Below are 13,509 nucleotides of genomic sequence, written 5' to 3' on the forward strand. Positions count from 1 at the left end.
CCCGGGCCCCCGGGGATCTTCGGGACGGCTTGCCCTCGGCACCGCTCGTGCCGAGCGGGCCCGGGTTTCGAGGGCGAGGGCGGGGGAGCGGACCCCTCGCCCGGCCGCAGGCAGGGACAATGGACGGCGTGCGCTACTTCGTGCTCGGGGTGACCGAGGCCAGGTCGGAGGACGGCACCGTCCTGCCCCTGGGCGGCGCGAAGGTCCGTACCGTCCTGACCGTCCTCGCCGCGCACGCGAACCGCCCCGTCCCGCCCGAGTCGCTGATCGCCGAGGTGTGGACGGAAGACCCTCCCGCTGACGCGGCGGGTGCCCTCCAGGCCCTCGTCGCGCGCCTGCGCAAAGCCCTCGGCCGGGACGCGGTGGCGTCGGAGCCGGGCGGATACCGGCTGAACACACCGCGCGAGAGCGTCGACGTGTTCGCGTTCGAGGCGCTGCTGCGCGCGGGCGAGGCGGACCTGCGAGACGGCCGCCCGGACAGCGCGGCCCGCACCCTGGACCGGGCACTCGGTCTGTGGCGCGGCCCGGCGCTCGCGGACCTGCCGGACCGCGACGCGGCGGCGGCCCGCACGGACGCGCTGCGGCTGGCCGCGCTCCGCTCGAAGTTCGAGGCAGAACTGGCCCGCGGGCAGACCGCCGCCGTACTGCCCGCGCTGCGGGAGGCGGTGGCCGCGCACCCGCTGGACGAGCCGTTCCACGCGCAGCTCATCCGCGCGCTGCGAGCGACCGGCCGCAGCGCCGACGCCCTGATGGCGTACGAGGAGGCCAGGACCGTACTCGCCGACACGCTCGGGGCCGACCCGGGACCGGAGCTGCGGGCCCTGCACGCGGAACTGCTGGAGTCGCCGGAGCCGGCCGGGCGGGTCGGGACCGCCGACCCGCACGGGACCGCATCCGGTGCGCACGGGCCCGTACCCGATGCGCACGGGACCGCCGCCGCCCGGCCGGACCGTCCGCAGCGCGGCAACCTGCGGGCCCGGCTGACGAGTTTTGTCGGCCGGGAGACGGACCTCGCCGCGATCCGGGCCGACATACGGGCTGCGCGGCTGGTGACCCTCACCGGGCCCGGCGGCTCCGGGAAGACCCGGCTGGCCCAGGAGGCGGCCGAGGCCGCGCAGGACGGCTACCCCGACGGCGTGTGGCTGGCCGAACTCGCCCCGCTGGACGATCCGCACGCCATCCCGCACGCCGTGCTGAGCGCGCTCGGCCGCCGCGACACCTTCGTCCTCGGCCCGGCCCGGGACGCGCTGAGTGGTGAGCCGCACACCGAGAACCCGATCGAGCGGCTGGTCGAGTACTGCACCGGCCGCCGGCTGCTGCTGGTGCTGGACAACTGCGAGCACCTGATCGAGGCCGCCGCGTACCTGGCCGCGGAACTGCTCGCCCGCTGCCCGGACCTGACTGTCCTCGCCACCAGCCGCGAACCGCTGGGCGTGCCGGGGGAACTGGTCCGCCCGGTGGAGCCGCTGCCGCCGCGGACCGCGTTCCGGCTGTTCGCCGAGCGCGCCAGGACCGCCCGCCCGCACGCGGCGCCGTACCCGAACCCGCCCGAGGATCTGGCCGAGGACCCGTCCGGGCGCCCCCACAGCGACACGACCGACACCAAGGACACGAAGGACACCACCGGCACCGATGTCGCGGCGGTCCAGGAGATCTGCCGTCGGCTGGACGGCTTGCCCCTGGCGATCGAACTCGCCGCGGCCCGGCTGCGCGCGCTGTCCCCCCGGCAGATCGCCGACCGGCTGGACGACCGGTTCCGGCTGCTGACCGGCGGCAGCCGCACCCTCCTGCCGCGCCAGCAGACCCTGCGCGCGGTGGTGGACTGGAGTTGGGACCTGCTGGACGAGCGGGAGCGTACGACGCTGCGCTCGCTGAGCGTCTTCGCCGGCGGCTGCACGCTCGCGGCGGCCGAGGCGGTGTGCGGCCCGGACGCGCTGGACACGGTGGCCCAACTCGTCGACAAGTCCCTGGTGGTGGCCGAGCACGACCGCGCCGCCGGCACCCGCTACCGGCTGCTGGAGACGATCCACGAGTACGCCCTGGAGCGGGCTCGCGAGCATCCCGCCGAGCTGGCCGCGGCCGGCGAACGGCACACCGCGTACTTCCGCGAGCTGGCCGCGACCGTCGATCCGCGGCTGCGCGGCGGCGACCAACTGCTCTGGTTCGAGGTGCTGGAGACCGAACTGGACAACGTCAGGGCCGCGTTGCACCGCGCGCTGGAGCACCGGTCGGAGGCCGACGCGGTGGCGATCGCGCGGGCGATGGGCTGGTTCTGGTGGCTGCGCAACTACCGTGACGAGGCGGTCGGTTGGCTCACGCGGGTGGCGGCGCTCGGCGTCGACCACCTGGACGACGCGGACGACCCGATGTACTGGCCGCGCCTCGACGTGCAGTTGCTGCTGCTGTTCGTCCAGGGCGACCGCGCCACCGAGGACCAGTGGGCGTCGTCGGAGGTGAAGGCGATGGTGAGCCGGCTCTCCACCGCGTACCGGGAAGCCGGCCGGCCCGCCGCGCGCTTCCCGGGCATGCTCTGGCCGTTCACGCTCTACGTGTCCGACGGCGGCCTGCTGGTGCTCGCCGAGACGGACCGGGTGGTGGCGAACTGCCGTGCCCACGGCGGCGAATGGGAGCTGGCCGCCGCGCTGATGTTCCGGCTGCACGTGACCGTCGACTCTCCCGGCGGCGCGGCGCGGGCCGACCAGGACTGGGAGGAACTGAGCGTTCTCAACGGGCGGTTGGGCGACCGCTGGATCAGGGCCCAGGTGCACAGCGCCCGGGCCGAGATCGAGACGCTCCGCGGTGACTACACCGCGGCCCGGGCCGGTTTCGACGCGGCGTACCGGCTCGGCCGCGAGCTGGGCGCCTTCAGCGAGGGCTCGTTCCTGCTCGGACGGATGGCCGAACTGGCGCACCGCTGCGGCGACGACGAGGACGCCAGTGTGCTCCTGGACGAGGCCGAGGAGGAGGCCGAGCGGTACGCGGTGATGGACGCCCGCACCTACGTGCGCTACCTGCGGTCGCTGTTCCTGCTGCGCCGGGGCGCCGTGCGCGAGGCCAGGGAGCTGTACGAGACGGCGGTGGGGCGGATCGCCGACGGCACCCCGCCGCCGATGTTCCACGTGCTGCTGCGCGGCCTGTCCGCCGGGCTCACCGCCGCCGAGGGCGACCCGCGGGCCGCGCTGCGCGAAGCGGCCGAGGCGGTACGGCTGGCGACCGAGGTGGGCTGCACCGAGGCGGTGGTCGGTGCCCAGTTCGACACGGCCGCGCAGATCCTGGCGGAGCTGGGCGACGCGCGCTCGGCGGTGCGGATGTCGGGCGCCGCGGACACGGTCCGCGGCGGCCTGCCCCGGACGGTGCCCGAGCAAGCGCAGGACGACGAGGTACGGGCGCGGGTGGCGGCCGTACTCACCGCGGAGGAGTCGGCCCGGCAGCGCGCGTGCGGGGCGGGACTGAGCCGGCCGGAGGCGGTGGCGGAACTGGCGGAACTGGCCGGACCGGCGGGTGAGCGGGCGGCGGAACCGGAAGAGGGCCGGGAATAGCCGGGCCGGGTCGGGCGGTTTTCCGTTGAAGAGTTATTGATGTTTCAATCGGATTTTCGTTGACGGGTTCTGGGAGTGAGTGCCGTGAAGGTCGAGATCTATTCGGACATCGCCTGTCCGTGGTGCTACGTGGGCAAGTCCCGCTTCGAACGGGCGCTGGCGGCATTTCCGCAGGGCAACACGGTCGAGGTGGTCTATCGGCCGTTCCAGCTCGACCCGGACGCCCCGCACGAGCCCCGTCCGCACCGCGAGGTGCTGGCCGCGAAATACGGTCCCCAGGCCGTCGCCATGGACGACCGGCTGACCCAGCTCGGTGCCGCCGAGGGCCTCACGTTCGACTTCGACTCCGTGCTGGAGAACAACTCGCTGCTCGCGCACCGGCTGCTGCGCTTCGCCCTCGACGAGTACGGCGCCCCCGCCCAGAACCGGCTCAAGGGAAACCTGATGGTCGGGCACTTCGCCGAGGGCCTGGACATCGGTGACCCCGACCGGCTGGCGGACGCCGCCGTCGCCGCCGGTCTCGACCGCGCGGCGGTGACCGCCTTCCTCGCGAGCGACGCCCTCACGGACGAGGTCGTCGCCGATATCGCGCAGGCCCGCGCGGTCGGTATCACCGCCGTGCCGACCTTCGTGTTCGAGGGGCAGTGGGCGGTCCAGGGCGGCCAGGAGACCTCCACGTTCCTGCGCGCGCTGGAGCAGGTGGCGCAGGAGACGGCCGCGGACCAGCCGGCCGCCGAAGGCTCCCACGGCACCGACGGCTCCGACGGCTCCGACGGTGACGGGTGCGTCGACGGGGTCTGCGCGGTCAAGTGACGCCTGGTGGTGGGCCGTTGGGCGTCACTGGCAGGTGATCACCGAGTCGGCCCAGTCCGCCAGGTTGCCGAAGGACAGACCGCCCGAGGCCGGCGTGACGACGAGTTGAAGCGTCTTGCGGCCGGTGAGGTCGACGTGCACCGGCACGGCGGGGTCGCCCGGGTGGACGGGGCCGGAGGACCACAGCCGGCTCCCGTCGGCGTACACCGCGAAGGTGACCGACGTGCGCAGCAGCGGGCTGACCAGGTCGTCGATGCCCGCGCGGGCGTCGTAGGAGACGCAGGCGCGGTTGAGGGCGACGTTCACCGTGGAGGGCGCGTGCACGGTGATGCCGTGGTCGTAGGTGGTGCCGCCGATGCTGGGACTGGTCCGATCCCACCACCAGTTGCCCAGGCCCTGGGGGACGATCGCCGGCTCGTCGGAGTTCGCGCCGAGTCCCTGGACCGGCAGTGAGTTGACCTTGTACGCGGTCGGGGCCGGCGGCGGTGGGGTCGGTGTCGGCGTCGGCTTGGGGGTGGGGGTGGGCTTGGCCGGCGGCGGTGTCGGCTTCGGCGTGGGTTTGGGCGTCGGCTTGGGCTTGGGCGGCGGCGTGGTCGCCACGGGTGCCGCCGACGGGGCGGGTGGCGGCGGCACCACGGGCTTCGGGGTCGGCTTGGGCGCCGGGCTCGGCGGTGGCGCGGCCGTGACCGGTACGGTGACCGGCGGCTTGGCCTGCGGCTTCGCCGGGGCCTTCTCGTGGCCGCCGGTGAGCGCGAAGGCGAAGGCGACCCCGGCGGCGGCGACGACCACGGCCGCGGCGATCCCCGCCTTCGCGGGCGCCCCCAGTCCCTCGCCCGCCGCGGCGCCTCCTGCCGCGCCCGCCGTGCCTCCGGAACCGGTGGCCGCGGCCGCCGCGCCTCCCGCCGCCGCGGTGGCGGCCGCTCCGCCCGCCACCACGATCCCGGCGGTCTTGGCGGCGTAGGCCGCGGCGAACCAGCCGATGTACGCGACCGGCAGCAGCCCCTTGAGCGCGGAGTTGAGGTCGGCGAGTTCGGCCGACGCGGCGGTGCAGCGCGCGCACTCCTTGAGGTGGCGGTTCAACTCCCGGTCCGCGCGCATCCGCAGGCCGCCGCGGGCGTGCGCGCCGAGCCGGTCGGCGTAGCGGGCGCACTCGCCCTCGGTGGTGAGCGTGCTGCTGACGTGGGCCTGCAGATATGCCTGGCGCAGCCCCTCCCGGGCGCGATGGGCGAGGACCGCCGCCGCGTTGGGGGTCAGGCCGAGCAGCGGGGCGACCTCGCTGGGCGACTCGTCCTCCACCGCGGTGTGCCACAGCACGGTCTGCCAGCGCTCGGGCAGGGTACGGAACGCCCGGATGGCCAGGGAGCGTTCGGCCTCGTGCATGGCGCGCACGTCGGCGCCGAGGTCGGCGCTGCGGTCGGTGACGGTGGAGCCCGCCGCGGTGACCGCGAACACCGCGAAGTCCTCGACCAGTTGCTCCCGGCGGGCGGTGTTGCCCCAGGTGGCGGCGACCCGGCGCACCGTGGTCAACAGGTAGGCGCGTACGGCGGATTCGGGTCCGCTGCCGCCGCGGATGGCCTGGAGGGTACGGGCGAAGACCTCGCCGGTGAGGTCCTCGGCGGTGTGGGCGTCGCGGCAGCACGAACGGGCGTAGCGGCGTACGGACTCGGCGTGCCGGCGGTAGAGCTCTTCGTACGCGTGGTCCTGCCCGGCCCTGACCTGGTCGACCAACTCGGCGTCCGAGTAGCCGGATGGGGCCGACAGGCCGCCGGGCCCGGTCGGCTGCGCGGGTACGGTCCCGGTCGGTTGGGTGTCGTCGAGGTCGGCGTCCGTGCGGCCGGTGCCCGGGTCGGTGCCGGCACCGGTGTCCGCAGCGGAGTCGGCGCCGGACTCCATGCCGGGGTGTGCCGCCGCGTGCAGGTCGGCGTCGGCCGGCGGTTGGGTGTCGGCCGGCCCGACGGGCCCTGCCGCAGGGCCTGTTGCGGGCGCTGCGGCAGGGGCCGGGATCGTCGCCGGAGCCGAAGCCGCCGCGGACTCCGGGGCAGCGGGCTCCGCGGCGGCGGGCTCGGGTCGTGCGAACGGGTCGCGCTGTCCCGGCACCCTGCGCGGCGGTGCCGCGTCGCCGGTCACCGGGTCCGCGGGTGCGGAGCCGGACTCGCCGTTAGCCTCATCCACGAGGCAAGCGTGACACAGGACCCGAGCGCGGTGTCATGTCTTCCGGTGGAACCACTCATCCGTGGTCGCACCGTTCACACATCCTCCACTGTCACTCGATCGGGTCGCTGCCGGAGTGGTGGTTGAGCTCCGTGACGTGTTCCGTGAGGGGGTCGCCGGACCGCGGGCGCAGTCCTTCCAGCAGGATGTCCAGCAACCGTGCCGAAGCGGCTTCCTGCTGGTGGGCGTCGGGCAGCGCGGGCGGTGAGGTGGCGATGACCAGCAGTACGTCGGCCACCGACACGTCGGTGCGCAACTCGCCCGCCTGCCTTGCTCGTTCGACGAGTTGCCCGACGACGTCGAGCAGGGTGCCGATGCCGTCGTCGTCCGCCCGCGGTTCGGTGCGGGCGCGACCGCCGTGCAGACCGGTGTGGACGCCGGTGTGGTCGGCGGTGTGGTCGGCGCCGACCGGGACGCCCTGGTCGGACGGTCCGGCTGCGGCCACCGCAATCGGGGTGCGCTGCGACGGCACCCGGACCGGCTCGTCACCGCCGGGGCGGTAGTCCTTGCCGCCCGCTCCGCCTTCCACCCGCAGGACCTGCGGCGGCAGCAGCCGCCCGGCGCCCGACGCGGCCGAGGTGCGCAGGAAGCGGGCGAGCGCGGACCACGCCTCGTCCTCCTGCCCGAGCGCGGTACGGGCCTGCTCGGTCAGGCGCGCGGTCTCCTCCTTCGCGATCCGTCTGACCAGGACGTCCTTGCTGGGGAAACGGCGGTAGACCGTGCCGACGCCGACCCGGGCCCGCCGGGCCACGTCTTCCATGGGTGCGCCGTATCCCAGTTCGCCGAACACTTCACGTGCGGCGCGGAGTACGTGCTCGAGGTTGCGCTGGGCATCGACGCGGAGTGGCGCTGGGCGCGCAACGCCTCCGCGATGGTCCGAACCGGCAGCCGAAGTGCGTTGAGAGTCCTGAATGTGCATTTGTCCCATCCCCCGGTGAATCAATGTCTCCCCCCGGAGACTCCTCACCCATTGTGAAGATCGCCGCGCCAGTGGCGCGGTACTACGAGATACGAACATAGTTGAGGGCGCGGCCAGAAAGAAGGGGGGCTGCTTGCGGTCCGCCACATGGCGGCATGCGCCGCCCGGAACGGGTGTCATCCGTTACCGCCGCCAAACCGGTTCGTTTCGCCCCCGCTGACCTGGCTCCTTGCCGATTCCCCGGAATCGTCGTGTCCGTACTGTGGACAAACGACTCTGATCCATTGCGTCATGGAGCAATGACGACGGAGTCGGCAGTCATGGCCAGGACAAGCACACCGCGCATTCTCGTCATCGGCGGTGGCTATGTCGGGATGTATGCCGCCCTGCGGCTCCAGCGCAAGCTGAAGCGCCATGAGGCCGACATCGTGGTCGTCGAACCGCAGCCGTACATGACCTACCAGCCCTTTCTGCCCGAGGCGGCGGCCGGCTCGATCTCGCCGCGGCATGTGGTGGTGCCGCTGCGCCGGGTGCTCGACAAGTGCCGGATCGTCGTCGGCGAGGCGCGCGGCATCGACCCCGACAAGCGCACCGCCACCGTCGACACGCTGGTCACCGTGGAGGAGGGCGGCAATGCGCTGGAGATCCAGTACGACCATCTGGTCATCGCCCCCGGCTCCGTCTCCCGGACCCTGCCGGTGCCGGGCCTGGCCGAACACGGCATTGGGTTCAAGACCGTCGAGGAGGCCATCGGGCTGCGCAACCACGTGCTGGAGCAACTCGACATCGCCTCCTCCACCCGTGACGCCGAGGTGCGCGAGGCCGCGCTGACCTTCGTCTTCGTCGGCGGCGGCTACGCGGGCGTGGAGGCGCTCGCCGAACTGGAGAACATGGCCCGCTACGCCGTGCGGTACTACCACAACATCACCGCCGACGACCTGAAATGGGTGCTGGTCGAGGCGTCCGACCGCATCCTGTCCGAGGTCGGCGAGACCATGGGCCGCTACGCGCTGCGCGAGCTGCGCGGCCGCAACATCGACATCCGGCTGGAGACCCGGCTCGACTCCTGCGAGCACCGGATCGCGGTGCTCTCCGACGGCGACCGGCTGCCGACCCGGACCCTGGTGTGGACCACGGGCGTCAAACCGGCGCCGCTGCTCGCCGTCACCGGGCTGCCGCTGACCGCACGCGGCCGGCTGCGCGCGGACGCCGCCCTGCGGGTGGAGGGCGCCGAGCGGGTGTGGGCGGCCGGAGACGCGGCCGCCGTGCCCGACCTGAGCGCCGAGCAGCCCGGCGCCGAATGCCCCCCGAACGCCCAACACGCCGTGCGCCAGGCCCGCGTTCTCGCCGACAACCTCATCGCCGAACTGCGCGGCCTCCCGCTCACCGACTACCGGCACGTCTCGGCCGGCTCGGTGGCGTCGCTCGGCCTGCACGAAGGTGTCGCGGTCGTGCACGGCCGCGCCTTCAAGGGCTATCCCGCCTGGCTGATCCACCGGATCTACCACCTCAGCCGGATGCCCACCTACAACCGCAAGGCCCGCGTCCTCGCCGAATGGGTGCTGGCCGGCCTCTTCAAACGGGAGGTCGTCTCGCTCGGCTCGCTGGAACACCCGCGCGCCGAGTTCGAACTGGCGGCCGGTTCCGAGCGCAAACCCGACGCACCCTGACCCCGCCCAGCCGCTCCGCGATTCCCGCCCGCGCCGCGGTTCGGCCACACTGGGGCTGTGACCACGCGTGCAGCAGCACTGGCAAAGAGTGACAAAAACGAGGAATCGGACGTTTGAACCTTACGCGCTGGAGCGCCCGGCTCCCCGGAACACAGCGACGCAGTGCCGTACCAGCAGCGCGCGGCAAGGCCGGCGACCCCACTCCCGGCACCACCGGCGCAGCCGCAGCCGGCACCCCCGGTGGCGACGCCACCACCCCCGGCGACCGCGCATCCGACAGCGACGGCCGGCCACCCGCCCCGGCACCCGCCGACACCACCCCCGCGAGTGAACAGTCCGTCCGCGGGGTGCTCAGCCGGCTCCCGGCCCTCATCGCCTTCACCCGCGGCCCCGCCCACCAGGTGCGCTTCGTCAACGACGCCTACACCGACGTCTTCGGCCCCCGCACCACCGGCACCCCCGCCCGCGACGCCCTGCCCGAACTCGACGAACTCGGCCTGCTCCCGCTGATGGACCAGGTCCACCGCAGCGGCAAACCGCGCACCGTCAAGGCCCGCAAGGTCGCGCAGGGCGCCCACACCGCCCCGGGCACACCCACCCGCGAGGGCTACTTCACCTTCACCTGCACCCCGGTCCAGCCCGGACACGCCGACCCCGAGCAGCGCGGCGTCCTCGTCTTCGGCGCCGACGTCACCGACCAGGTGCAGTCCGCCGAACGCCTCCGCGAGAGCGAACGCCGCCTCCGCGACACCGCCGTCACCCTCCAGCGCAGCCTCCTGCCACAGGAGCTCGAACAACCCGACGACCTCCGGGTCGCCGCCACCTACCAGCCCGGCGGCACCGACGCCGCCGTCGGCGGCGACTGGTACGACGTCATCACCCTCGGCGCAGGCCGCACCGCCCTGGTCATCGGCGACGTGATGGGCCGCGGAGTGCGCGCCGCCGCCGTGATGGGCCAGCTCCGCACCGCCGTACGCGCCTACGCCCGGCTCGACCTGCCACCGCACGAGGTGATCCAGCTCCTCGACGAGCTCGCCGCCGAAATCGACGCCACCCAGATCGCCACCTGCGTCTACGCCGTCCACGACCCCAGTGAGGGCCGCCTGCACTACGCCAGCGCCGGCCACCTCCCCATCCTCATCCGCGACCCCGACGGCACCGTGCACTGCGTCGAGGAACCCACCGGACCGCCCCTGGGCACCGGCGGCTGGATTCACACCTCCGGCACCGTCCCGCTCGGCCCCGGCTGCACTGCGGTGCTCTACACCGACGGCCTCATCGAACGCCGCGACCAGGACATCGACGAAGGCGTCACCGCCCTCACCCGCGCCCTGGCCGGCGCCACCGGCGCACCCCAGGTGATCTGCGACCGGCTGCTGCGCTCCCTCGGCGTCACCTCGGAACACGACGACGACGTGGCCGTGCTCGTCCTGCAGTACCCCGACCACACCGGCGCCGACGCGGAACTCTTCCGCAACGCCTCACTCGACCTGCTCGGCGGTGTGGAGGCCGCGCCCCGCGCCCGCGCCTTCGCCACCGGGGTGCTCGCCTCCTGGCGCTTCCCCACCGAACTGCGCGACCTCGGTGTCCTCGCGGCCAGCGAACTCGTCGCCAACTCGCTCAAGCACGGCATCCCGCCCATGCGGCTACGGCTGCGACGCACCGACCGGCGCCTGATCATCGAGGTCACCGACGGCGACGAGCACCTTCCGCGCCGGCGCCGCGCCGACCCCGCCGACGAAGCCGGCCGGGGCATCTCGATCATCGCGACCATCGCCACCGGCTGGGGCTCCCGCCGCACCCCGGGCGGCGGCAAAGCCGTCTGGTGCGAGTTCGCGCTGCCGATGTGACCGGCGGCGGGAGCGGGCGGCCGCCGAATGCCGCCGCACCCGCCTGCCCGGCCGCGGTCGCACCACCCGGCACCGAACGGGCGGCACCGCCCACCGGGTCGCGGTGCGCGCGGTACGACCCGCGGCTCAGCCCGGTATGCGCTCGGCCTCCACCGGCTCCGGACGCACCGACTGCGCCACCACCCGGACCGCCGGCAGCGGACTGTCCTGCACCGGCGAGAGATGCCGCGCCATCCGCAGCGCCGTCACCGATATCGCCAGCGAGCACACCACCAGCATCACGATGTACGCGTCATACGCCCCGGCCGCCGCGATGACACCCGCCACCGCCGGGCCCAACGCCAGGGCGAGCTGCTTCACCAGCGCGAACGCCGAGTTGTACTGCCCCACCATCCGGTCCGGCGCCAGGTCGGCCACCAGCGGATTCACGGTGGGCGCCAGCATCGCTTCACCCAGCCCGAACAGCGCGTAGGTGGAGATGATCGCGGCGACCGCCAGCGTGTGGTTGCCGTGCATCAGGCCGGAGACACCGGCAGCCATCCAGGCCACTGCCCACACCACGCCGACCGCGGCTATCACCCGGCTGCGCCGCCGGCGCTCCACCACCCGCAGCACCACGAACTGCGCCAGCACCACGACCGCGGTGTTGGCTGCAAGTGCAGTCCCCAGGGTGGCGGGGGAGATGTGCGTGACCTCCACCGCGAACGCCGACAGTCCCGACTCGAACTGTCCGTAGCACGCGAAGAACATCACGAAGCCGAGCACGCAGACCATCACCATCGCCCGGTCCCGCAGCATCGTCCGCCAACCGCCCGCGGCGCCGCCATCGGTCTGCGACCGGTCGCCGGCGGCCAGGCGAGGCGCCCCGGGCACCCGCGCGGTGGCGATCACCGCGCCGAGCACCAGGAACATCGCCGCCTCGATCGCGAACAGCCGGATGAACGACGACGGATGCGCGGTGTCCACGATCAGCCCGCCGATCAGCCCACCGACGCCCAGCCCCAGGTTGTTCAGGAAGAACTGCATGGCGAACGCCCGCGACCGGGTCGCCGTGGTCGAGCACCACACGATCATCGTCGCCAGCGCCGGCTGCACCACGGCTATCCCCGCGCCCAGCGCGCCCGCCGCGGCGATGACGCCTGCCTCGCTGCCGGACAGCCCGAGGCCGAGCGAGCCGCACGCGGCCAGCGCGGTGCCCACCACGGCGACCGGCACCGGACCGCGCCGGTCGATCGCCCGACCGGTGAAGGGCAGCACGAAGAGCGCGGCGACGGCGAACGTCGCCAGCACCGCGCCCGCGATACCGGCACCCAGCCCGCGCACCTGCGACACGTAGATAAACGTGAAGGGCACGGTGAAGCCGTTGCCGAACGCGCTCAACGCGTTCCCCAGCTGGATACGGCGCAGCGCGGCGCCCATCGCGGTGGTCACACTCACCTCACTCGTTCACGGCCGCGCCCTGTCCGGGCGCAGCGCAGCCACAGTCCGCCCCCGGAGCCGCAACAGCTTCGGAGTGAAGACTTCAGAAGTAAACTTCGAAGCTAAAGACTACACAGGGAAGGGCTTTAGTGCAATGTCTTTCCATGGCATACTCAGGGGCATGACCGCAGCCCCAGGCCCCGCGGGAGCACCGCAGGAGCTGGACCTCGACGAACAGATCGCCGCCTACCAACGCGAGTTCCCGGAGGTCGATCCGCAGGTCGAGAAGGTGGTCACCGCCCTCGGGCGGCTCAACCGCCGGATGAACGTCGCGTACGGCCGCCAGCTCGTCGACCTCGGCATCAGCAACTCCGAGTGGGAAGTCCTGAAGGCCCTCGTCGTCGTCGGCCGGCCCTACCAGCTGGGCCCCGGCGACCTCGCCAAGCGGCTCGGCCTGACCCCCGCCGCCATGACCCACCGGATCGACCGCATGGTCACCGAGGGACTGGTCACCCGGGCCCGCGACGAGGCCAACCGCGTGCGCGTCATCGTCGAGCTGACCGACGAAGGCCGGGAGAAGTGGCTACAGACGATGCGGCTCGCCGCGGTCTTCGAGGACGAGCTGCTCCAGGACCTCACGCCGATCGAGCGCACGGCTCTCGGCGAGATCCTGACCCGCCTGCTGCGTCGGGTGGAGTCCTCCCAGCCCGACGCCGGCGGGCGTCTCGAAGACCTCGACTGACGCCCGCGCCGCCCGTGGCCGGCGGTCGCCGACCGCTTGGGCCAGCCAAAGTTGACATGGGCTGAACGCATGCGTAACGTACCGCGAGCTGTCCGACGTGAGCACCGATCTTGGTCGGTCCCGGGCCAGCCATCCCGCAGTAACCTCTCGACGCGATACGCGCTTCGGTGCGTCTTCGTTTCGCTGTGCGTTTTTGCGGAATGCGAGTGGAGTTTCGAAGCGCCCGGCCGATTTGGTCCAGGCAGGAGGAGTCCGCTAAAGTCTCACTCGTCGGAACGGCCGAAGGGCCGGAAAGACAAACCCCGCTGACTGGGGGTCAGGCACTGGAAAGCGTCTGATAGAGTCG

General features: G+C 73.1%; 8 protein-coding genes. 5 read left to right on the forward strand and 3 right to left on the reverse strand.

Annotation, left to right across the window (positions count from 1 at the left end):
• Positions 1 to 128: 128 nt before the first annotated feature.
• On the forward strand, positions 129 to 3,539 hold the full coding sequence (locus ACIPAE_RS03480; protein WP_402442605.1) for an AfsR/SARP family transcriptional regulator: 3,411 nt from the start codon (positions 129 to 131) through the stop codon (positions 3,537 to 3,539).
• Between the two features lie 84 nt (positions 3,540 to 3,623).
• Positions 3,624 to 4,352, forward strand: coding sequence for a DsbA family oxidoreductase (locus ACIPAE_RS03485; RefSeq protein WP_402442607.1), 729 nt, complete (start codon positions 3,624 to 3,626; stop codon positions 4,350 to 4,352).
• 24 nt (positions 4,353 to 4,376) lie between these two features.
• Here the strand turns inward: ACIPAE_RS03485 and ACIPAE_RS03490 are convergent, their stop codons facing one another.
• Positions 4,377 to 6,524: a sigma-70 family RNA polymerase sigma factor gene (locus tag ACIPAE_RS03490; protein WP_402442609.1), complete on the reverse strand. Its 2,148-nt coding sequence runs from the start codon at positions 6,522 to 6,524 to the stop codon at positions 4,377 to 4,379.
• A gap of 91 nt (positions 6,525 to 6,615) precedes the next feature.
• On the reverse strand, positions 6,616 to 7,482 hold the full coding sequence (locus tag ACIPAE_RS03495) for a TetR/AcrR family transcriptional regulator (RefSeq protein WP_402442610.1): 867 nt from the start codon (positions 7,480 to 7,482) through the stop codon (positions 6,616 to 6,618).
• A gap of 320 nt (positions 7,483 to 7,802) precedes the next feature.
• Here ACIPAE_RS03495 and ACIPAE_RS03500 point away from each other — a divergent pair, with 320 nt between their 5' ends.
• The gene (locus ACIPAE_RS03500; protein ID WP_402442612.1) at positions 7,803 to 9,152 is read left to right on the forward strand and encodes an NAD(P)/FAD-dependent oxidoreductase; all 1,350 of its coding nucleotides are present in this window, start codon (positions 7,803 to 7,805) and stop codon (positions 9,150 to 9,152) included.
• Between the two features lie 113 nt (positions 9,153 to 9,265).
• On the forward strand, positions 9,266 to 11,002 hold the full coding sequence (locus ACIPAE_RS03505; protein ID WP_402442613.1) for a SpoIIE family protein phosphatase: 1,737 nt from the start codon (positions 9,266 to 9,268) through the stop codon (positions 11,000 to 11,002).
• Between the two features lie 126 nt (positions 11,003 to 11,128).
• On the opposite strand, the gene ACIPAE_RS03510 is transcribed toward ACIPAE_RS03505, so the two are convergent.
• On the reverse strand, positions 11,129 to 12,433 hold the full coding sequence (locus tag ACIPAE_RS03510) for an MFS transporter (protein ID WP_366409811.1): 1,305 nt from the start codon (positions 12,431 to 12,433) through the stop codon (positions 11,129 to 11,131).
• A 169-nt stretch (positions 12,434 to 12,602) separates the two neighbouring features.
• Between ACIPAE_RS03510 and ACIPAE_RS03515 the strand changes: the two genes are divergently transcribed.
• Complete coding sequence (locus ACIPAE_RS03515) at positions 12,603 to 13,163, forward strand: MarR family transcriptional regulator (RefSeq protein ID WP_328467425.1); 561 nt, start codon at positions 12,603 to 12,605, stop codon at positions 13,161 to 13,163.
• Positions 13,164 to 13,509: the final 346 nt, after the last annotated feature.

It is taken from the genome of Streptomyces sp. NPDC087270 (assembly GCF_044744625.1).
Taxonomy (GTDB): domain Bacteria; phylum Actinomycetota; class Actinomycetes; order Streptomycetales; family Streptomycetaceae; genus Actinacidiphila.